Source organism: Streptomyces sindenensis (assembly GCF_014649035.1).
In the GTDB taxonomy this organism is placed as follows: Bacteria; Actinomycetota; Actinomycetes; order Streptomycetales; family Streptomycetaceae; genus Streptomyces; species Streptomyces sindenensis.
In genome coordinates this window covers 1-19,839 of the sequence record NZ_BMSG01000002.1, presented here as the reverse complement: position 1 = coordinate 19,839, position 19,839 = coordinate 1, and the positions used below count along the sequence as shown (strand labels likewise).

The following is a 19,839-nucleotide window of genomic DNA, read 5'->3' as shown; positions in this document are numbered from 1 at the left end:
CGTCAGCGGTCCCGGAGGCCGACCGCCAGCGTCAGTTCGAGGACCCGGTGTGGTGATGCGAGATCGGGAAACAGCTCCCGCAGCTGCGACATCCGGTATCGGACCGTCTGGGGATGCACGAACAACGCCGCCGCGACCTCGTCCCGCCTGCCCTGGTGCAGCAGCCACTCCCGCAACGTCTCCTCCAGCCGTCGTGCGGTTGCGGCGGGCAGGGTCCGCAACGGTGCGAGGGCTCGGGCGCGCAGGTCTGCGAACGCGTCCGCGTCGGCGCTGAGCACCAGGTCGGGCAGGTGGTCCTCGGTGTCGCGGATGTCGGAGGAGAGGGAACGCGCGCGTAGGGCCCGTGCGTACGAGGCGGACGCGTGGATCCACGGCCGGGCCGGGCCGGCCACGGCGGCGCGGTCGGTCAGCTGCCGTAGGAGACGTGAGCGGTCGGCATCGGGGACGAGGAGCACACCGGTGGCGTCCGGCAGGTCGTCGAGGACGAGGGTGCTCGGGTCGAGTGTCCGGTAGGCGGGCCGGGCCTGGGCGGCGGGCAGCAGGACGGCGGTCAGCGAGACAGGAGGCTGCCACCTGGCCCGTTGGGCGGAGGCCAGCAGCACGTCCGGGCTCGCGCCGGCGAGGAGCTCGCGGGCCAGGTGTTCCAGGTGGCGCTCGTGGGCTCTGCCCCGGGCGGCCAGTTCGTCGGCGTGGCCGGCGGCGCTCGCGGCGGAGAGCTCGTCGATGTACGCGAAGGTCAGCTCGGCGAACTTGGCGACCTCGGCGGCGGGCAGCCCCGCGGGCACGGCGCCCGCTGCCAGGCATCGCCAGGCGACCCGGGCGCCGACGCGGTAGGCGCTGAGCAGGGCGTCCATCGAACGGCCGTCGCGCACCTCGCCGCGGCCCAGCTCGTAGGCGGCGTCCCCGGCGTCGCCGCCCGTGGCGTTCCCGCTCGCGAGGTCCAGGTAGTGCCCCAGGGCGGTGCGGACGGCTCTGCGGATGGTGGCGCCCATGCGGCCCGACAGGGCATGGGCGTAGGGAGGCACCTCGTCGATGATCGCCTGCACGACTTCGTCGGCGGTGGTCCTCAGCGCGGCCCGAAGGGCGGTGACCGTCGTCTCGTTCAGGGTCAGCTCGCTGGCCCTCCGGACTGCATAGCTCATTTTTGTTCCCTGCGAACAAATCGGTCGACCAGATTTACGTCCTGTGGTCAGGACTTTACGCCTGGAGGCGCAGCAAGCTGGGGTCATGATGAGTGGAGCCCTCCGCACCGGGGCGTGGAAACTGCTGGAGATGGTCACGACGCCGCTGCTGCCGTCGGACTACCTCGACCTGGTCGACCCGCTGCGTGCGGGCGCTGACCTGTGCGGGCGCATCGAGGCCGTGCACTCCGAGACGGATGACGCCGCGAGTGTCGTGATCAGACCGGGGCGGGGCTGGCGCGGCCACACGGCGGGCCAGTACGTGAGGGTCGGCGTCGACGTCGACGGAGTGCGCTTGTGGCGTGCCTACTCCCTCACCTCGCCGACCAGCCGCCGGGACGGCCGTATCACGATCACCGTGAAGGCGATCCCGGACGGCAAGGTCAGCAACCACCTGGTCCGCAGGGCGAAACCGGGCACGCTGATCCGGCTCGACCAGCCGACCGGTGACTTCGTACTGCCACGGGCCAAGCCCGCCAAGGTGCTCTACCTGACGGCCGGCAGCGGCATCACGCCCGTCATGGGCATGCTTCGCTCCACCGAACTGGACGACGTCGTCATGGTCCACTGCGCGCCACGGCCGCAGGACGTGATCTTCCGTGACGAACTGCACGACCTGGTCGCGGGCGGGAAGCTGCGGCTCACCGAGATGCACACCGACACGGACGGCACGCTCGACATCGCCCGGCTCGGCGAGCTCGTGCCCGACTGGGCCGAGCGCGAGACCTGGGCCTGCGGCCCCGCAGGTCTGCTCGATGCCGCCGAAGAGCACTGGACCGAACACGACGTCCCGGAGCGCCTGCACACCGAACGGTTCCGCCCCGGCATCGTCGTCGCCGGCGACGGCGGCGAGGTCACGTTCAGCACCACCGGCAGGACCGTCGACGCGGACGGCGCCACGCCGTTGCTCGACATCGGCGAGGAGGCCGGCGTGCTCATGCCCTCCGGGTGCCGCATGGGTATCTGCTTCGGCTGCGTCACGCCGCTCAAGGCCGGTGCTGTCCGGGACCTGCGCACGGGCGAGATCACCGAGGCCGAGCCCGGCGTCCTCATTCAGACCTGTGTGTCCGCCGCGGCGGGCCCCTGCGACATCGAACGGTAGGAGCACCTTGACCGCCATCGACCCCACCGCCCACCTGACCTCGGAGCAGATCGAGGAACTGGGCCGCGAGCTCGACGCCATCCGCGACGAGGTGATCGCCGACCGCGGCGAGAAGGACGCCGCCTACATCCGGCGGGTCATCTCGGCGCAGCGCAAGCTGGAGCTGGTCAGCAGGGGTGTGCTGCTGTTCTCGATCTTCCCGCCCGCGTGGCTGCTCGGCACCGCCGGGCTGTCCGTGGCGAAGATCATGGACAACATGGAGATCGGCCACAACGTCCTGCACGGCCAGTGGGACTGGATGCGCGACCCGAAGATCCACTCCACCACCTGGGAGTGGGACCACGTCTCGCCGTCCGATCAGTGGAAGCACTCGCACAACGAGCTGCACCACACGTACACCAACGTGATCGGCAAGGACAACGACCTCGGCTACGGCATCATGCGCGTCGACGAGGACCAGAAGTGGCACCCCTTCCACCTCGGCCAGCCGCTGTGGAACTTCCTCAACGCCTGCTTCTTCGAGTACGGCATCGCGGCGTACGACCTGGAGCTCGGCAAGAACCTCACCAAGCGCCGCCGCAAGAACCCCGAGTTCCGTGCGCGGGCCAGGGCCGTGGGCCGCAAGATCCGCAAGCAGGTGCTCAAGGACTACGTGGTCCACCCGCTGCTGTCGGGCCCGTCCTTCCTCCCCACACTCGCCGCCACGTTCACCGCGAACCTGGTCCGCAACCTCTGGACCCACTCGGTGATCATGTGCGGGCACTTCCCCGAGGGCGTCCAGGTCTTCGAGCGCCGGTCGATCACGGGCGAGACACGCGGCCAGTGGTACCTGCGCCAGATGATGGGCTCGGCGAACATCAGCGGCAGCAAGGCCATGCACTTCATGACCGGCAACCTGTCGCACCAGATCGAGCACCACCTGTTCCCGGACCTGCCGAGCAACCGGTACGCCGAGGTCGCGGTGAAGGTGCGGGCGCTGTTCGAGAAGTACGAGCTGGAGTACGTCACCGGCCCGCTGCCCAAGCAGGTGTTCTCCGCATGGCACAAGGTCTTCCGGCTCGCACTGCCGAACAAGCAGCCCGGGGCCGGAGCGCCGGACCGCGAGCAGGACCTCGTCGCTGCCTGACGGTGACCGGCTCTGCCTTGACGCGGGAGAGAGCTCAGTTCAGGCGAGGCATCTTGGTGCGTGAGTCGCTGACTTTCGCGATGGTGTTGGCCCCCACCTGGCCGGCGCCCATGTCGTGGAAGATCCGCAGCATCGCGAGGAGCTTGCAGGCCCAGCAGTCACCCCGGTGAAGCCCCGTGGTGGGGCCACCGGTACCGGCCTTCGCGAGGTTGCAGTCCGGAGCACGGGAACAGTGCGGCCCGGCGGCGGGCCGAGGGAGCACGGCTGTGGCGGCGGGCCGTGCGGCCGGGGTCTGCTGGTGCTGATCCTGCCGCTGCTCGACGGCCGCGTTCCGCTTACGGGTGGAGGTGGAGGTGGTGGCCGTCCGGCCGTCGGTGAGGAGGACGAACGGCATGGGTGGGGTCCGCAGACCACGGTGTTGCGGAGGAGCTGAGGGAACCGCTTCGGCGCGAGGGGCGAAGAACCGGTGAAAGCCCGGTAATCGAGCATCGTCCCCGGGACGAGAGGAGCCCCGATGGCCATCGGACCAGGTGTCTGCATCGGCACCGCGCGTGCCGATGCAGAGAGCGACGCCTCAGTGATCGCGCGGTCCCGGGATGAGCCCGAGGCGTTTGCCGCGCTCTTCGACCGGCACTCCGACGCCGTGCACCGCTACACGGCCCGACGCCTCGGTAACGAGGTCGCCGACGACGTCGTGGCGGAGACCTTCACCACCGCATTCCAGCAGCGCCATCGCTACGACCCGGCCCGCGGCACTGGCACCGACGCCCAGCCCTGGCTGTTCGGCATAGCGACGAACCTGATCGGCCGGCACCGGCGGGCCGAGGCCCGCCGGTTCAAGGCCATGGCCCGGGTCCCGGCCCTCACCGACCACGACGAGCCGCTGGCCGACCGTGCCGCGGACCGGGTGATGGCGCGGGCCGTGCGCCGCGAGCTGGCTGCGGCGCTTGCCGCACTGCCCGCTCGCCACCGGGACGTGCTGCTGCTGGTCGCCTGGGGCGATCTCAGCTACGAGGAGACCGCCCAGGCCCTCGGAGTCCCCGTGGGCACGGTCAGATCACGGCTGCACCGGGCTCGCGGCAAGCTGCGCGAAGCATTGGGCGGATCAAACCCGACGGCACTGCGAGAGGTATCCGACCATGAATGACGAACTCGAACTCGTGAGGGAGTGGGACGCGGGCGCGACTCCGCTCAACGGCCCGGCCAAGGCTCTGGCCCGGCACCGGCTGCTCAACGCGATGGCCCACGCGGACGAGCGCACCGGCACCGGTCTCAGCCGCCGCCATGCACTGAGCTTCGTGGCAGCCGCAGCGGTCGCCACGGCGGTCACGGGGACGGCCGTGGTGATCGGCACGGACGGCTCCGGCGAGGGCGGTGCACCGGGCGCGAGAACCCCGCGGTTGGAGTACGCCGCCGTCACGGTGCTGAACGGGGCGGCGGCGTGGGAGCGAGAGCAGGAGAGGGAGCCGGTGGCACCGCGCGACGACCAGTTCATCTACTCAAAGCGGATCATCAAGGAGACGGAGCAGAAGACCGGAAGGGTGCGGACCTACACCGACGAGATGTGGGGCTCGGTGGGTGTCTCCAAGCCCTCCCTGTCCATGGAACTGGGCCGCGAGATGTGGGAGGAGCCCGCAGGAAAGGGCAACGGGGTGTGGCCACCCCGGAAGTGGAGCGAGCTGAAGAAGCTGCCCCAAGACCCTGAAAGGCTCGTCCTGGCCATCCTCTCCGCCGGCTCCCGGCCCGACGGCCGGTCGATCGGCGATCTCGACGAACCCCATCGGTACGAGGCCTACTGGCTGCTCGGCGAGCTCCTGAAGAACCCGGTACTGCCCCAGGGCCTGCGCCCCGCGGCATACGAGGCGCTGGCCCATGTGCCCGGCGTCAAGACGATCCCTGGAGTGCAGGACTCCGCAGGGCGGACCGGCGTGGGAATCGCCCATACCGGGCGCGGGTCCCACAAGAGCAAGTACCTGATCTTCGACCCGGTGTCGTACGAATTCCTGGGCTTCCGCGACGAGCGGACCTCGGCCTCGGGGAAGGAGACATACACCCAGCTGTCGCATGTGGTCGAGTGGGGGATCGTCGACCGGTTGAGGCAGCGACCGTAGCCCCCTGTCACGGTCGGTGCCCACAGGCCCACAGGCCCACAGACCCACAGGCCCACAGGCCCGCCGGGCGCTGGTCGCTTCCTGACCGCTCCGGCAGGCCCGCACCTGGGCCTCAGCCGTGGGACGGGTGACGAGGATCGAACTCGCGCTCTGAGCTTGGGAATCAGCGGCGCCCCATCGGACCGCTTCGGCTCTGACCTGCAGGAAAGGAGAGCCGGCGGGACCGCCACCTGAGACAGCCGTCGTCACCGGCCGCCGCAGCGGTGTCGGGCCGATCGGACATGGCCGGTTCCTAGTGCAGCTCAAGGCTGTCGTGGTCGTCACCGGAGAAGAGCGATGAACAACCGCCCCGGGATCAGGTACAGGGTGGCGGCAGCGCTCACGGTGAAAATCGGCAGCGCGACCAGAACGGCGGCGGGCAGCCCCAGAACGGCCCAGGCACCCAGCACCTCGCCCCCGTCCTTGCGTCCCGGGACGTACCAGACGCGCCGGTACGGCAGGGGCTTCACGGTGGGACCGCTCACCTTTCGTACGTGCTCGTACCGCCGCCCGGAGACGTCGGTGACGACGTGGACGTGCTTGTGCTCCGACGAGGTCTTCTCCGAGCGGTCGAAGGCCGCTTCGGTCAGGTGACCCCGGTGGATCAACGCCCACAGAGTGGACGCCGACGAGAAGAGCGCCATGCCCGACAACAATGCGAGGCCCAGCGGGACGTGGCCCGCAGCGAGGGACACGATGCCCCACCCCGCCTCACCGACGGCGAACAGCGCGAGGGCGTACCCCAGGAACGCGGCGATGGCTCCCGGCACGGCCAGCTTGCCCCAGTCGGCACGGTCACGCAGCGCGAGCGACGGTGCCGGGGCGGTCTGGCGCCGTGCGGGGTGGCCGCTGGCGATCGGAAGCGAGCCCTCGCGCAGGCGTACCTTGTCCGCCGCGCACACCGGGACCCGGCGCGTCGTGCCATCCGGGGGCGTCCACGGCACTTCGGCGGTCGACGGCCCGTGCCGAGGGTCGAAGAAGCAGAGCGGCAGCCGCATGGGCAGCGGCCCACCCGTCAGGCGGGACTCCAGGCAGCCCATGGCGTACATGCCGTGGTCCAGATGCCGGAGGACGTCCTCGCGGCCGTCGCGGCGCAGGGCCCGGCCAGCCGCCTCGTACGCGTCCAGGGCCCGTGCCCAGTCCGCCACTGCCTCCGGCGGTGTTCCAGCAGTCCCAGGTTGGAAGGAGTACCCGGCCAGCAGTTCACCGAAGGCCGTCACCTCGGCCGCGAGTTCCGGATCCCGCCTCGCCCTGTGCTTCCTGCTGTATCGCACGATCCCTCCCGCGGTCGGTGCGGCACGACGTGCGGTCCGGGACGAGGCCGGAGGGCCGCACTGCGCTCCTGGCCAGCCGGTGTCTCGCCTCCACGCCGGTCCCCCGCGCTGCTCCTCATGCTCCCCGAGCCCCCGAAAGCACACCATGCCGTCGACCGGCAGGATTGAACCGTCTTCGTTGCCGGAATGGCCGAGGCTGCAGCTCCGCGCAACGCCGGACAACGCGGCAGCGCCAGGTCTCCGACCTGTGTTTTCCTGCGAGGAAGCACGGTTCGCCATGGACTCTGGAGGCTGTAGCTGCCCGCTGTTGTCCGCTCTGCTGGGCACGGAGGGGTCGAGAGGGTTGGCGGTGCATCGGATGTGAACTGAGCGCCGTCCCAGGACGTCGTAGAGGGTGACGCCAGCGCGTACCGTCCGGTGTGGTGACCGAGACGAGGCGGCCCTCCCCGTCCCCGCCGTAGCGCCAGGTCTCGGGCTCGCGCGGGAGAGGCGGGGCCTCTGGCGCAGAATCAACCGGCCTTGGCGTCGTGCTCGTACCGGACACGACCGGCGCGGGTGATGCGCGTTCCGGCGTACTCGCGCGGCCCGGAGGCGTCCGCCCGCACCGGGCCAGGAGGCACTGGTCTGGTTCCCGCCTCGTCGTACGCGTACCGCTCCGACCGGTCTTCCGCCGTGACACCGGTGACCCGGCCGTCACCGGAGACCTGCTCCTGGAGTGGTCGGCACAGGACGGGCCCGAGGGTCTCGTCTTCGTGGGGAGCGGGGTGCTCCCCACCGAGGCACCGCCTTCGGCCGGAAGTGGCGCAAGGCCAAGGAGGCCGCCGTCAGTTCGCGCCGAAGGAGCCGGTATCCGGCGGCGGGTCGTTCGGCATCGCTCACCGGATGGTGCCGCCGCTTCCTGCTCCCGCCCGAGGCGCACGGAGGAGGTGACGCGACGGGTGCGGCCCGGCTCTGTGCCCGGCCGCACCCCGCAGGCTGTGGTGCGGCTGGTCGGCAGCCTGCTCCGGGCCGCCGGGGCGGGTTCCTTCGGTCAGCGATAGGCGGCGAGGAAGGCGCGGATGCCGCCGGCGGCGTACCGGTCGAGGTCGGCCTCGGAGTGCTGAGGGCTGCCGTGGAACATGGCCCGGTTCACCGGGATCCACAGCAGCAGACCGGAGAAGTGGTGGGCGGCCAGCATGGGATCGTCGGTCTTGAGCAGACCTTGCGCGGTGAGGCGCTCGAAGGTGGCCGTCAGGGTGGCCAGTACGCGCTCGAAACCCTGCTCGTACCAGGCGGCGCCCAACTGAGGGAACCTGTCGGCGTTGGCGATGATCAGGCGTCGCAGCTGGATCACCTGAGGCTGGGTGAGGGCCGTCAGGAACTGGCGGGCGAGCTTGGTCAGGTTCTCCTCCAGGCCATCGGCGTCGGCGGGAACGTCGGCCACCAGGTCGATCGTGCCGTCGATGCGGTCGGTGGTGGCCAGGACGATCTCGGCGAACAGCTTCTCCTTGTCCGAAAAGTGCTTGTAGACGGTCTGCTTGGACACCGCGGCCAGCTTCGCGATGTCGTCCATGCTCGTGCGCTCGTACCCCTTGTCCAGGAACACGGTGGTCGCGGCCTCCAGGATCGCCTGGTGCTTGCGCTCTGAACGGCTGTCCATGGCCGACTCCTTCTCTCTTCGTCCGCCCCCGGAAGAACGGTACTGGACTGACCAGTACCGCAACGAGTACTGTACGGTCTAGTTCCGAAGCGTGCGAGCCTTCTGCCCTGCGCGCTCCGCGCATGACGCACGAGTGGGAGTGTGTTTTCCGAATGGACAAGGTGTTCTCCGCCGACGGCACGGCCATCGCGTACGAACAGCAGGGCGCGGGCCCCACTGTGGTGGTCGTGGGCGGTGCCTTCATGACGCGCGGCGACTCCGCCGGCCTTGCGGGCCTGCTGGCCGAGCGCTTCAGCGTGATCACGTACGACCGCCGGGGCCGCGGTGACAGCGGCGACAGCGCGGCATACGACGTCCAGCGCGAGGTCGAAGACCTGGACGCCCTCATTGAGCATGCCGGTGGCGAGGCCATGGTCTTCGGCATGTCGTCCGGCGCCGTTCTGGCGCTTGAGGCCACGGCCCGGGGCAGCGCCGTCACCCGGCTTGCCCTGTACGAGCCGCCGTTCATCACCGACTCCAGCCGCCCCCCGCTCCCCACGGACTACGTCGACCATCTGAAGGAACTGGTGGCCCGGGAGGCGTACGGCGACGCGGCTGCCTACTTCATGACCGCGGCCGTGGGCCTCCCCGACGAGGCCGTCGCGGGAATGCGACAGTCTCCCTTCTGGTCCGGCATGGAGGCCACCGCCCGCACTCTTCCGTACGACGGCCAGGTCGTGGGCGACACCATGTCCGGCCGCCCGTTGCCCGCCGACCGCTGGCAGTCCGTGACGGTGCCGGTCTTCGTCGGTAGTGGCGACTCGGGCGCACCGCACATGCTCACCGGCGCACGGGAACTCGCCGCGCTCGCCGACAACTTCACCCTGCACGTCTTCCCCGGCCAGGAGCACAGCATCGCCCCGGAGGCCCTCGCCCCTGCCCTGATCAGCTTCTTCACCGCCGGGGCGCAGGCATGAGCAAGGTCTTCGCCAGCCTGGGAACGTCCCTGGACGGCTACATCGCCGGCCCCCATTCCTGCCCGGGCAACCCGCTCGGTGATGGTGGAACGCGCATGCACGCATGAGTCTTCGAGGTCGAGAGCCGGCGGGAGCGCCAGAGCATCGCCGGAGGGAAGACCAATCAGGACGACGCCATCGTCCAGGAGAACTTCTTCCGCACGGGCGCCTACGCCATGGGGCGGCAGATGTTTGCCGAAGGGGAGGTTGGCTGGCCCGATCCGCCGCCCTTCCGGGCCCCGTCTTTGTCCTCTCCCCTATACCGCGGGAGCCCTGGGCGCGGCAGGGCGGAAAGACCTTCACCTTCGTGGCCGACGGAATCACCAGTGCGCTGGCCCGGGCCCGCGAAGCGGCGGGGGGCAAGGACGTGCAGATCTCCGGGGGCGCGGACACCGTCCGGCAGTTCAATGCCGCAGGCCTGCTGGACGAACTCCAACTCCACATCGCGCCCGTCATCCTGGGTGCGGGCGTCCGCCTCTGCGCCGGTCCAGGTGGTCGGCTCCTCGCGGGTCTCATCTCACGTACGCCCTGATGTGATCCGTGCGAAACCCGGGATGGTCGCTTCCGAGGGCAGGACTCAAAACATAGCCAAATGGACGTAGCGACAGGCGAGTTGTGGCACGTGACTCGTAGGCGGCCTGGAATGGGCCTGGACAGCAAAGAACCCTCGGGCCTCTGCTCTGAGGGTTGTGCGGTGGAGCGGGTGACGAGAATCGAACGCGCGCTCCGAGCTCGGGAAACAGCGGTGCTTGAGTGTCGGGAAGGGCTCTGACCTGCGTGTTTCTGCGAGGAAGCTGGGGCATCCATGGTCTCTGGAGGCTGCACCGGACCGCTGTTGTCCGCACTGCTGGGCACGGATGGGGTACGAGGGTGGGCGGCGCGACGATCCAGGCCGAGAGCCCTTCCGAGCCCAGGCCGACGGATTCGGCGCGACTCGCTCAAGCGGCGTCCGCGCCCGTGGCGCCGACGGAGCCGGAGACCTTCGCGTGCGCCTCGGCGATCTCCTCGTCGCTGAGGGGGCCGTGCTCTTCCTCGTGCCGCCGGAGGTCGTCCCCCAGGAGCTGGTGCCGGATCTGGCGGGCTACGGCTTCCGTCACGTAGCCGGAGACGTTGTCCGTGAGCTTGCGGAGCTCCGCCACCTGGTCGCTGGGGAGGGTGACGGTGATGCGAGTCGTGGAGGACATGAGTCCAGCATGCTGGAGTATGCGCGGGGTGGCGGACTTGCCCCTGAGGGAGCTCAACCGTCCACTGTGTGAGCTAGGGCACACACTGGAGGGCGATCATCTTGCCGCTCGTCGTCGGTCATACGGATGACACCGTCGCAACGAGGAAGGCACGCCATGACCGGCACGTTCACCACACCTGGCCCCATCCATGCGGTAGCCACCATCCAGCGATCCACGGGTCGGTGGCTCACGGCCGGTGGTGTCGTGGCAGGTCCACTGTTCCTCGCGGCCGGACTTGCCCAGGGCCTCACGCGCGACGGTTTTGACTTCACTCGAAACGCGATCAGCCAACTCGCTCTGGGTGGGGCCGGCTGGGTTCAGACGCTGAGTTTCGTGTTCACCGGAGCGCTGCTGGTCGTCGGTGCGGCCGGGCTGCGACGGACTCTGCACAGAGGCCCCGCCGACGTATGGGCACCGGCCTTGGTCGGCGTGTTCGGCCTCTCCTTCTGGGCAGCGGCCGCCTTCCCGGCCGACGCCGGTGCGGGCTTCCCCGCAGGCTCCCCGGACGCGACGGTGATGAGCGGGCACGGTGCGGTCCACATGGCTGCCGGAATGATCGGCTACCTCGCTCTGTGTGCGGCACTCGTCCTTCTGGCTCGCCCGCTCGCCGCCCGGGGTCTTCGCAGCTGGGCCGTGGCATCGCGTGTCATGCCTGTGGCCGTCGTCGCCGGATTCGCGGCCTCTGCGGCCTCGGTTCTTGCGTTTACCGCCAGTGCCGGCCTCGGTCTGTTGTGGCTGAGCGCGGTGATGGCACGCCTGGCCGACGCCCCGGGCGACCACTAGCCAAACGCCGTTCTCACCGATTCCACCAAGATGATCACGATCCGAAACGGAGCATCCATGACCGACAACGCGGTGAAGGGCCCTGCCAGCTACTTCCCGTCCATCGAGAAGAAGTACGGCCGTCCGATCGCCGAGTGGAAGGATCTCATTCGTTCGTCCCCGCTCACCAAGCACATGGAGCTGGTCGGCTGGCTCAAGTCCGAGCACGGACTCGGCCACGGCCATGCGAATGCCCTCGTCGCCCACACTCTCGCCGAGGACAGCGCCAAGTGATCAGGTCGGGACGCCGGGACATGCTTCACCGCTCAGGCGTCCCGGCAGGCCGAACTGAGGGAAGAGGAGCGCGGTGTCACGGAATGCCGTGATGCTCTCGATGCGGTCGCCGGAGAACTCGAGGACGTGGAGAGCCCAGGGCTCGTAGCCGGTCCCGTCCGTACGGGGCCGGTACTGGCCGAAGGCGGGAGAGCCGTTCGCCACGGTCGGGATGAGCCGCGAACCGCGGCAGCCGACGGCCGGTCCGGTCAGCCACGACTTGATATCGGCCATCCCGCGCATCCACTTCGCGTACGGCGGCAGGGACAGAGTGGCGTCGACGTGGAGCAGCAATCCCAGCTCCTCCATGTCGTACCGGGAGAACGCCGTCGCGTACCGCTCGGCCAGGACCTGCTGGGTGCCACCGGGCGCCGGGAGGCCGAGTCCGTCGGCCCTGTCCCGGCGGTCGGCCAGAGTGGCGCGGGCCCGCTGCAATGCGCTGTTGGCGGAGGCGAGAGTGCAGCCGTGCAGGTCGGCGACCTCGCGGGCCGAGAAGCCGAGGACATCCCGCAGGAGCAACGTGGCCCGCTGCTTGGGCGGCAGGTGCTGGAGCGCGGCGACGAACGCCAGCCGCACCGACTCGCCGGTCATCGCGGAAGCCGCCGGATCGCCACCAGGCAGGGGGCCGATGCACAGCGCGCTGTCCGCCGGCGCGCCTGGAGGCGCGGCGCCGTCCGAAGGCCCGGACAGGTCCATCGGCAGCGCCCGCCTCCTCCCGGAGGCCAAGGCGTCCAGACACACGTTGGTGGCGATGCGGTACACCCATGAGCGCAGGGACGACCTGCCCTCGAACTGCCCGGCGTTCTGCCAAGCTCGGACGAGGGTCTGCTGAGCGGCGTCCTCGGCTTCTGCGTACGACCCCAGCATGCGATAGCAGTGGCGAACCAACTCGCTCCGGTACGCATCAAGTTCCAGCACTGGCGCCCGCGCCTTGTCATCCATGCCGCTCCCCCCGCTCGCGAGGACGCGCCACCTCAGCATGTGGCCAGGCGTGCCCATCCGACGCGCACAACGATAGAACTGCGGGCATGTGCGGCGATCCCGAGGACGGACAAAGAGCGATCGCGAGTGCCGCGAAAAGGGGTCAGGTGGTGCGGAGGTGGTGCAAGGCGCTGAGGAAGGGCTGGACAAGGACGAACCCCCAGGTCGATGACCTGGGGGTTCGTGGAAGAGCGGGTGACGAGAATCGAACTCGCTCTCTGAGCTTGGAAATCAACGGTTCTTGGTTGACCAAAGTGGCTCTGAACTGCATGTTTGACCGGGGTGGCGAGGTTGGTCTGGCCTCTGGGCACCGTGCTTGACCGCTGTTGTCCGCTCCGAAGGGCACGGATGGGGCACGGCACTGGCGGGTGGGCAGGGCGCGAAGCTTGTCACCGAGACGGCCCCAGTCGGATGGATCCCTGCCACGGTCGCCGTCTGGCTGTGCTCAGAGATTGTCAGCACCAGGTGGCAGGGTACCGGCCATGACCGTATCGATCAGTGAGTCGTGGACGCGCATCGAGAATTGGCTGTCCGAGCATGCGTCGGCGACATACTCTGCGCTGGCGCCACCCGCGCATCCGGAGGACATCGCCGCGACCGAACGCGTCATCGGCCAGCCGCTCCTCAAGCCCTTAGTGATCTCGCTGCTGCGGCACGACGGTCTCCTGGACCAGCGGAGTTCGCTGCTCCCTGGGATCTACAGGCCGATGAGCACAGGTCGGATAGCGGCTGATTGGCGACTTGTCACCGGCTTCTACGACAAGCGCACGGCAGATGAGGGAGGAGAGGAGGCGGAGTACGATTTCATGAGGATTGGGGGCAGTCGCATCCTGTATGGGCACCCGCAATTGATTCCCTTCGCGCGGGACCTCGGTGGTGGTTACCTCGTGCTGGACCACCGTCCCGAGATCGACCGGGGGCGCGTCCATGAAGCAGAGGCCACGGAAGGCATCATGCGCGGCTCGCACGATATGTGGACGTCCCTGCCCGTGTTCATGGAGGCGGTCGCCACGGCTCTAGAGACCAACCAGCCTCTCAACGGCAACATGCCCGTAGTCGATGAGGAGCAGAGACTGCAATGGGACTTCATACCGCTGAGCAGTGGCCGGACCGTGCGTTAGCCACAGCGCGGACGCGGGATGGCGGGCACGTTCACGACGCACTGCGGAACGACGGTCAGGACATGATGGTCCTGCCTGCTCGTGGGGCCTCTAACGGAGGAGACCGTCAAGGTGGTGCGGAGATGGTGCGCGACGCCCGGAGCGGTCCAGACGAAAAGGAAGCCCCGGCCGCTGTTGTCCGCTCGGCTGGGCACGGATGGGGGCACGGGTGCCCGCATCCGTGGACTGCTTCGCAATCCTGTCCCTCACCGAGTGCGGCACGCACCTTTCAAACAGCCTCGTCCATGCCAACTCAGAGTGCTCACGGCAGGAGCGGTGAAGATGGCTGCCTCTGTGGTTACAGATCGTTAGCCGATCCGTTGATGGCTGGGCCGCAGCCTTCTGGAAGGTTCGCGGCGATCAACGCCACTGCCTCCTCCACCGTCTCGGGCTCCCCGAGAACCGTGCCGTCGGACTGGCGGACGACCATGAACCCGCCCCCGGCGCGTGGGAACAGGCTGCCCACGTCGTGCGGCCGCGGGTGGCGAATGCATCGGCTGAGGTACAGGGCGCCGTGGCTGACGGTCGGAAACAGTTCCCGCAGGCGAGGGTTTGCGTAGGCCGCCCGGGGCATGGCGGGATCGATCAGGCCGTCCTCGGAGTCGAGGATGTCCTTCCACTCAGTCGCGACGATCTCCGCAGCCCGCGCGAGAGCTTCATCATTTGTCATTCGTCAGTCCATTACTTTCGGGGCTTGGGGGGTTGTATCTCGGGGATGTCCGGCTTCGGGACTTCCTTGATCTCCTCATTGCCTGAATACCACCGTATTTCCTCCCACGGGCGGCCGATCGGTTCGTCATCGTCGAACATCAAGCTCGACTCGTACATGCGTACGTTGCGTGCGACGACGCTCATCTCCCAGGCCGTCCCCAACCCGTCACTCGGCCAGTTCTGGGGTGCGGTGCCGAACGGCTGCCCGTTTTGGACAGCGGTTTGGAAGGCGTCCACGATGGTCTCCGGGGTGTTCCAGTTGCCGTACTCGCCTCTACTGTTGGGCATTCCGTCGAGCGTGATGGACAAGGTGGTGTCGCGATCTCCCACTGCGGCCATGACGTTCGTCATCCAGATCGGCCCGCTTGCCTCGACCCCGGCGTAGTCCGACCCGTTGTAGGTGTGGGCCCCCGGATCACCGTTGGCGCGGAGATGTGCTGCGAGAGAATTCGAGGCATGGTCGGGCTTCTGGTTGATGCCCAGCACCACGCTGTGCTTGTGCTCCCCGCTCCGGTGGGGGCATCCTGCCAGCCCCAGCGGGTCGATCCACAGTGTGGGGTCGTCGACGTAGGTGACCACGTTCGGGGCCGGGGTCAGACCGAGCGGGTCCGGGGAGAGGTAGCGCCCCGACTCGGGGTCATAGTGGCGGTGTCGGTTGTAGTGGAGGCCCGATTCCGGGTCGAAGTACTGGCCGGGGAAGCGCAGGGGGGTGTACGCGCCGGCGTCGCGGTTCTACGACGTGGCTCCCCACAGGGCGGAACGGGTGCGCCACGCCACCTCGCCCTGTTCGTCGACCAGTTCACGAGGCGACCCGATGAGGTCGGTGATGATCGCGAAGAAGCGGCTGTCGACCTCCGTCTGGTCGACGAGCCGGCGTTCCACCTGGGTTACCGGCGTCACGCCGTCGTGGTCCCAGGTGAGGGCGACGGAATCCGGGGAGCCCGTCGTGGTCGTGGTCTGTTCGCAAAGAGTGTCGCCGTCCCAGGTGAAGGTCACCTCCTCGACCGCCGTCGCCCCGTCCTCGGCCAGGCGCTGCTTGGCCGAGCGCCGTCCCAGGGCGTCGTAGAGGTAGCGCCAGCGCGTACCGTCGGGCGTGGTGACCGAGACGAGGCGGTCCTCCGCGTCCCAGCCGTAGCGCCAGGTCTCGGGCTTGCGGGAGAGGCGTGTCTTCTGGCGCAGGATCACCCGGCCCTGAGCGTCGTGTTCGTACCGGACACGGCCCGCACGCGTGATGCGCGTTCCGGCGTACTCACGCGGCCCGGAGGCGTCGCCCGCACCGGGCCAGGAGGCACTGGTCTGGTTCCCGGCCTCGTCGTACGCGTACCGCTCCGACCAGTTCTCCGCCGTGACGCCGGTGACCCGGCCGTCACGGGAGACCTCCAGCTGCTTGCGGCCTCCGGTCAGCTCCTCGGCCGAGGCGAGATGTCCGTCGGGGCGGTACGTGTACGTGCGGCGCTGGAGAACCCGTTCACCGGTCGTCCGGACGAGCTGGTCGATCAGGCGCCCCGCCGGGTCATACGCGAGGTCGACGGCCAGCGCGTCACCGATCCGGCGGCCGGTCTCGCGACCCGTCTCGTCGAAGTGGAAGCCCAGCCGGTGGCCGGAGGCGGTCAGCTCAGCGGTGCGACCGGCCGGGAAGGACCAGGAGCTGACCGCACCGGACGGGGTGACACGACGGGTGCGCCGCCCGGTCTCGTCGTAGGTGTTGACCAGTTCGCGGCCGTCGCACACCTCCCGGAGGACCCTGCCCGAGCTGTCGCGTACGTACGACAGCTCGCTGTCCGGGCCCGTCGCCGAGACAAGGCGGCCGTGGATGTCGTAGGCGAAGCGCGTGACGCTCCCGTCGGCGTCCTTGGCGGTGACCCGGCCCGCGAGGTCGCGTTCGTAGCGGACCGTCTGGCCGAGTCCGTTCGTACGGGAGAGGAGTTGGCCGCAGGAGTCGTGGGAGTAGCGGAGGGTGCGGCCGTCGTAGTCGGTCTCCGCGGTGGTGCGGCCTGCCGCGTCGTAGGTGTAATCCCAGGTCAGTCCCTGGGGGTTGGTGACCCGGGTCAGGCGCAACTCGGTGTCGTGGGTGAACTCCTGGCGTGCGCCGCCCGGTGAGGTGCGGGCGGAGACCAGATCGAAGTGGGTGTACTCGAAGCGGGTCTCGCCGCCCGTAGCGTCGGTGTGCGCAAGGCAGTTGCCCTCGCCGTCGTACGTCCACGACTGCTGCGAGCCGTCGGGGTCCGTCCGGCGGGCGAGCTTGCCCTCGACCGTCCACTCCAGCTCGGTGGTGCGGCCCTGCGGGTCGGTGACGCGCACCGGGCGTCCGAACGCGTCCCGGACGTAGCGGGTGACCGTACCGAGCGGCCCGCGGACCGCCAGGGGCAGACCGGCCGCGTCACAGCGCAGCCGGTCCAGCGCGCCCAGGGAGTCGTCGACTCCGAGGAGCTGGCCCTGCGGGCCGTGGCTGAGGCGGGTCGTCGTACCGTCCGGCCGGGTGAAGAGCGTCGGGTTGCCCCGGTCGTCGTACTCCTGCCGCGAAGTCCCGCCGTAGGGGCCGGTTACGGCTGCGAGCTGGTTCAGTTCGTTGTACTCGACCCGGGCCACGGTGCCGTCGGGGTGCTCGACCCGGACCGGGTTTCCACGATCGTCGTAGGTGTACGTGGTGGTACGCCCGAGGGAGTCGGTCCGGGACAGCAGCCGGTCGTACCGGTCGAAGCTGCGATGGGTGACGCCGCCCAGCGCATCGATCTCCGCGACGGCCTGGAGCCGTTCGTTGAACTGGTGGACCTTGGTCGCGCCGAGGGAGTCCGTGTACCGGGTGACGCGGTCGCCCGTCTCCGGATGGACGTCGTACGCGAACGTCGACGACAGATAGCCGTCCGGGCCGACCGTCCGGACCACGCGGCCCGCATCGTCGTACACATAACGGAACGTGGCGTCATTACGGTCGGTCCACGAGGTGATCCGGTCGTCCGGGTCGTATGTGAAACGCAGCGGTAGGGCGGACGAGTTGATGACGGCGTCGAGGTTGCCGAGGGGGTCGTAGCCGTAGCGCAGGACGGTGACGGGACCGTCCGGAGTACGCAGGGACAGCTCCCGTACGCGGGAGTCCTCGACGTTCAGGGCGACCCGGTAGCCTCCGGAGTGGACGACGGCGGTCGGACTGCCGTCCCCAAGGCGGGCGAAGTCGATCCGGTTGAGGTTGCGGTCCTCGATCTCCCGGAGCCAGTAGGCGGAGGACGCGTTGTACGGGCCGCCGCGGAAGGAACGCGTCAGACCCGAACGCGGATCCGTCACGAGATAGGTGGTTTCGCTGTTGCCCTAGCCTCCGTGCCGGAGCGGCAGCCGGGGGCCCTCCACGGGGAGCACCCCGTCGTCGTCCTCGGGCAGAGGCAGCCGCGGATAGACGAGGAGCGAACCGTCCTCCCGGGACCACACCGCGCCCCCGCCGAGCGGGTCCAGCTCGATTCTCTCGTCCAGCGTGGAGGCCCAACTACGCCCGAACCACTGGCCGTAACGGTAGCCGGAGAGATGGGTCCGGCGAAGGACCAGAGGAAGGACCCCGGGCAGGGCCAGATCGGTCTGCGGGAGGGTCATCTCGCCGGTGGCGACGTCCACCGGGTCGTTCTCGCAGGTCTTCTTCTCCAGCGAGATGGCGTTACGGCGCGGCTCCTCCTTGGCGTTTTTCAAGGCATCGGCCTTGGTGCGGGCCGAGTTCCGGGGCGTATCGGGGCGTGAGCCGTCTTCCTTGTCGCCCTTCTGCACCTTGACGCCCTTGGACATCATCTCCTTGATGTCCAGCTCGATCTTCTTCTGGTTGTCGGAGATCTCCTTGACCGCCTTCGGCAGTGCCTTGCCGACGTGGTCGCCCATGGCCTTGTTGGCCTTGCCGAGCGCCTTCATGGCCTTGTCGATCACGGGGTCCAGGGCGCCGGCGATGTCGTCCTTGCCGCGGGCGCGTCCGTGGGACGTCCTGGCTTTGGAGAGCTTGCCCGCGGTCCTGCCGTGCACGTTCACGCTGACCAGGTTCAGCTGGATACCGGCGCGCGTGTGCTCCGCGTGCTCGATGTGCACGCCCTTGCCGGGCGCGGGGCCGGGACCGGAGCCGCCGGCCGAAGCGAGCTGGAGGGAATCCTTGGCCCCCGCCACCCCTTCCTTGAAGCCTTCCTGACCCGACTGGCCGACCTGGTTCATGTCGACGCCGTCCTGGAGGCCGAGCGCGTTGGCACCGACCTGTACGGCGAGGTCCGCGGCCATGTTCTCCAGCGCGGCGACGGCCGGCTCGGTCAGGGCGGAGACGATGTAACCGACGACCTCCTCCATGCACTCCTTGATGATCCGGCGGATGGCCTGCTGCGCGACCGCGATGGCCGCCCCGCCGATGAGCATGGAGAGCCCGCCGGTCACCGGTATCAGCGCCATGGAGATGCCGGCCTTGCCGGCCAGCACGCCGAGGTGGACGAGTGCGGCGTACTTCATAGCCTCGATCGCCGTGGCCGCGTTGTCCAAGGCGCCGGCGATCGTACGCGCACCGCCGGCCAGGTCCTTCACGTGTTTCTTCTGGACCTTGCCCCAGTGGCCCTTGAACGCGTCGAGAGCTTCGCCGCTTCCGGAGGACAGCAGACGTTGCACGTGTTGGTTGGCAAGGTGACCGTCGTCCTCGACGTCGTCGGCGAACTCTCTGAGAGCGTCGGCCATGTCCCGATACGCGTCTTCGTCGACGTTCGGCCAGTTGATCCCGATCAGGTCAGGCATGGTGTCGGCCCAATCGGGCACGGTCACAGCCACAGCGCGAAATCCCCCCGTGCAAAACTGCGTTCACTGAACGCACGTGCGAACAGGATTTCATTCCCAGGCTTCGTTACCAAGATCGTTCACCTTCGACGGGGCACGGCCGAACGGGCAACTGCGGCATGGGGCCGTTGGCGTAGGAAGCCCGGTTCTCACGGTGGGACAGGCGGCGCGGGGCGGCGAGGTGGTGGCACGGGGACGCCCTCCGTGGGCGGCCGCAGGAGGCGCCGCTCGGGGTGGGCTGCCGGGGGCTCCGCCGTTGGTCGTCCGAGTCGCACGAGGGCACACTGCCCGGCCCGGACCTGGCCTGCGACGCCTGAATGGAACCAGACAATAGACAAGGCCCGGGTCGATGACCTGGGCCTTAGAAGTCATCTCATTTGGTGAGCCTGCGGTAGCAGATGAGGGTGCAGGCGATGCTGG

The 19,839-nt window shown here is 69.0% G+C and carries 15 protein-coding genes and 2 pseudogenes; 9 read left to right on the top strand and 8 right to left on the bottom strand.

Annotated features, from left to right (window positions below):
- Positions 1-2 precede the first annotated feature (2 nt).
- Positions 3-1,142 carry a PucR family transcriptional regulator gene (locus IE145_RS03345; RefSeq protein WP_189518673.1) on the bottom strand — a complete coding sequence of 380 codons (1,140 nt, stop codon included), beginning with the start codon at positions 1,140-1,142 and terminating at the stop codon, positions 3-5.
- Between the two features lie 85 nt (positions 1,143-1,227).
- On the opposite strand from IE145_RS03345, the gene IE145_RS03340 reads away from it, so the two are divergent.
- Complete coding sequence (locus IE145_RS03340; protein ID WP_229825282.1) at positions 1,228-2,283, top strand: ferredoxin reductase; 1,056 nt, start codon at positions 1,228-1,230, stop codon at positions 2,281-2,283.
- Positions 2,284-2,290: 7 nt separating this feature from the next.
- Complete coding sequence (locus IE145_RS03335; RefSeq protein ID WP_189518672.1) at positions 2,291-3,409, top strand: fatty acid desaturase family protein; 1,119 nt, start codon at positions 2,291-2,293, stop codon at positions 3,407-3,409.
- Positions 3,410-3,446: 37 nt separating this feature from the next.
- Here IE145_RS03335 and IE145_RS03330 read toward each other — a convergent pair.
- Positions 3,447-3,554 (bottom strand): annotated as a pseudogene (locus IE145_RS03330) (DNA-binding protein); the annotation flags it as partial.
- Between the two features lie 369 nt (positions 3,555-3,923).
- Here IE145_RS03330 and IE145_RS03325 point away from each other — a divergent pair.
- Both IE145_RS03325 and IE145_RS03320 read left to right on the top strand, forming a co-directional pair.
- A complete protein-coding gene (locus IE145_RS03325) occupies positions 3,924-4,556 on the top strand; it encodes an RNA polymerase sigma factor (protein WP_189518671.1) in 633 nt (210 codons plus the stop codon).
- On the top strand, positions 4,549-5,520 hold the full coding sequence (locus IE145_RS03320) for a CU044_5270 family protein (protein WP_189518670.1): 972 nt from the start codon (positions 4,549-4,551) through the stop codon (positions 5,518-5,520). The genes IE145_RS03325 and IE145_RS03320 overlap by 8 nt, the downstream gene beginning before the upstream one ends.
- Positions 5,521-5,840: 320 nt before the next feature.
- Here IE145_RS03320 and IE145_RS03315 read toward each other — a convergent pair whose 3' ends face one another.
- Together IE145_RS03315 and IE145_RS03310 are read right to left on the bottom strand one after the other, a co-directional pair.
- Positions 5,841-6,833 (bottom strand): hypothetical protein, encoded by a 993-nt coding sequence (locus IE145_RS03315; RefSeq protein WP_189518669.1) that lies wholly within the window; start codon positions 6,831-6,833, stop codon positions 5,841-5,843.
- A gap of 1,030 nt (positions 6,834-7,863) precedes the next feature.
- Positions 7,864-8,472, bottom strand: coding sequence for a TetR/AcrR family transcriptional regulator (locus IE145_RS03310; RefSeq protein ID WP_189518668.1), 609 nt, complete (start codon positions 8,470-8,472; stop codon positions 7,864-7,866).
- A 152-nt stretch (positions 8,473-8,624) separates the two neighbouring features.
- On the opposite strand from IE145_RS03310, the gene IE145_RS03305 reads away from it, so the two are divergent.
- Both IE145_RS03305 and IE145_RS33835 read left to right on the top strand, forming a co-directional pair.
- A complete protein-coding gene (locus tag IE145_RS03305; RefSeq protein ID WP_189518667.1) occupies positions 8,625-9,428 on the top strand; it encodes an alpha/beta fold hydrolase in 804 nt (267 codons plus the stop codon).
- A gap of 346 nt (positions 9,429-9,774) precedes the next feature.
- Complete coding sequence (locus IE145_RS33835; protein ID WP_308427792.1) at positions 9,775-9,999, top strand: dihydrofolate reductase family protein; 225 nt, start codon at positions 9,775-9,777, stop codon at positions 9,997-9,999.
- A gap of 406 nt (positions 10,000-10,405) precedes the next feature.
- On the opposite strand, the gene IE145_RS03295 is transcribed toward IE145_RS33835, so the two are convergent.
- Positions 10,406-10,651 (bottom strand): type II toxin-antitoxin system CcdA family antitoxin, encoded by a 246-nt coding sequence (locus IE145_RS03295; RefSeq protein ID WP_189518666.1) that lies wholly within the window; start codon positions 10,649-10,651, stop codon positions 10,406-10,408.
- A gap of 156 nt (positions 10,652-10,807) precedes the next feature.
- Between IE145_RS03295 and IE145_RS03290 the strand changes: the two genes are divergently transcribed.
- Together IE145_RS03290 and IE145_RS03285 are read left to right on the top strand one after the other, a co-directional pair.
- Positions 10,808-11,476 (top strand): DUF998 domain-containing protein, encoded by a 669-nt coding sequence (locus tag IE145_RS03290; protein ID WP_189518665.1) that lies wholly within the window; start codon positions 10,808-10,810, stop codon positions 11,474-11,476.
- Between the two features lie 57 nt (positions 11,477-11,533).
- The gene (locus tag IE145_RS03285; protein WP_189518664.1) at positions 11,534-11,749 is read left to right on the top strand and encodes a DUF4287 domain-containing protein; all 216 of its coding nucleotides are present in this window, start codon (positions 11,534-11,536) and stop codon (positions 11,747-11,749) included.
- Here the strand turns inward: IE145_RS03285 and IE145_RS03280 are convergent, their stop codons facing one another.
- Complete coding sequence (locus IE145_RS03280; protein ID WP_189518662.1) at positions 11,750-12,730, bottom strand: sigma-70 family RNA polymerase sigma factor; 981 nt, start codon at positions 12,728-12,730, stop codon at positions 11,750-11,752. It lies immediately after the preceding gene.
- 521 nt (positions 12,731-13,251) lie between these two features.
- On the opposite strand from IE145_RS03280, the gene IE145_RS03275 reads away from it, so the two are divergent.
- Positions 13,252-13,890 carry an SMI1/KNR4 family protein gene (locus tag IE145_RS03275; RefSeq protein WP_189518660.1) on the top strand — a complete coding sequence of 213 codons (639 nt, stop codon included), beginning with the start codon at positions 13,252-13,254 and terminating at the stop codon, positions 13,888-13,890.
- A gap of 337 nt (positions 13,891-14,227) precedes the next feature.
- Here IE145_RS03275 and IE145_RS03270 read toward each other — a convergent pair whose 3' ends face one another.
- Together IE145_RS03270 and IE145_RS33900 are read right to left on the bottom strand one after the other, a co-directional pair.
- Positions 14,228-14,599 carry a DUF6193 family natural product biosynthesis protein gene (locus IE145_RS03270; RefSeq protein WP_189518658.1) on the bottom strand — a complete coding sequence of 124 codons (372 nt, stop codon included), beginning with the start codon at positions 14,597-14,599 and terminating at the stop codon, positions 14,228-14,230.
- Between the two features lie 11 nt (positions 14,600-14,610).
- Positions 14,611-19,413, bottom strand: a pseudogene (locus IE145_RS33900) (DUF6531 domain-containing protein).
- Positions 19,414-19,839 lie beyond the last annotated feature (426 nt).

What these genes read in the sequence shown, in the direction of transcription:
- IE145_RS03325 (WP_189518671.1), top strand. Translation starts at nt 3,924, where the DNA reads ATGGCCATCGGACCAGGTGTCTGCATCGGCACCGCGCGTGCCGATGCA.
- IE145_RS03275 (WP_189518660.1), top strand. Translation starts at nt 13,252, where the DNA reads ATGACCGTATCGATCAGTGAGTCGTGGACGCGCATCGAGAATTGGCTG.
- IE145_RS03305 (WP_189518667.1), top strand. Translation starts at nt 8,625, where the DNA reads ATGGACAAGGTGTTCTCCGCCGACGGCACGGCCATCGCGTACGAACAG.
- IE145_RS03340 (WP_229825282.1), top strand. Translation starts at nt 1,228, where the DNA reads ATGATGAGTGGAGCCCTCCGCACCGGGGCGTGGAAACTGCTGGAGATG.
- IE145_RS03290 (WP_189518665.1), top strand. Translation starts at nt 10,808, where the DNA reads ATGACCGGCACGTTCACCACACCTGGCCCCATCCATGCGGTAGCCACC.
- IE145_RS03280 (WP_189518662.1), bottom strand. Translation starts at nt 12,730, where the DNA reads ATGGATGACAAGGCGCGGGCGCCAGTGCTGGAACTTGATGCGTACCGG.
- IE145_RS03295 (WP_189518666.1), bottom strand. Translation starts at nt 10,651, where the DNA reads ATGTCCTCCACGACTCGCATCACCGTCACCCTCCCCAGCGACCAGGTG.
- IE145_RS03345 (WP_189518673.1), bottom strand. Translation starts at nt 1,142, where the DNA reads ATGAGCTATGCAGTCCGGAGGGCCAGCGAGCTGACCCTGAACGAGACG.
- IE145_RS03310 (WP_189518668.1), bottom strand. Translation starts at nt 8,472, where the DNA reads ATGGACAGCCGTTCAGAGCGCAAGCACCAGGCGATCCTGGAGGCCGCG.
- IE145_RS03320 (WP_189518670.1), top strand. Translation starts at nt 4,549, where the DNA reads ATGAATGACGAACTCGAACTCGTGAGGGAGTGGGACGCGGGCGCGACT.
- IE145_RS03285 (WP_189518664.1), top strand. Translation starts at nt 11,534, where the DNA reads ATGACCGACAACGCGGTGAAGGGCCCTGCCAGCTACTTCCCGTCCATC.
- IE145_RS03270 (WP_189518658.1), bottom strand. Translation starts at nt 14,599, where the DNA reads ATGACAAATGATGAAGCTCTCGCGCGGGCTGCGGAGATCGTCGCGACT.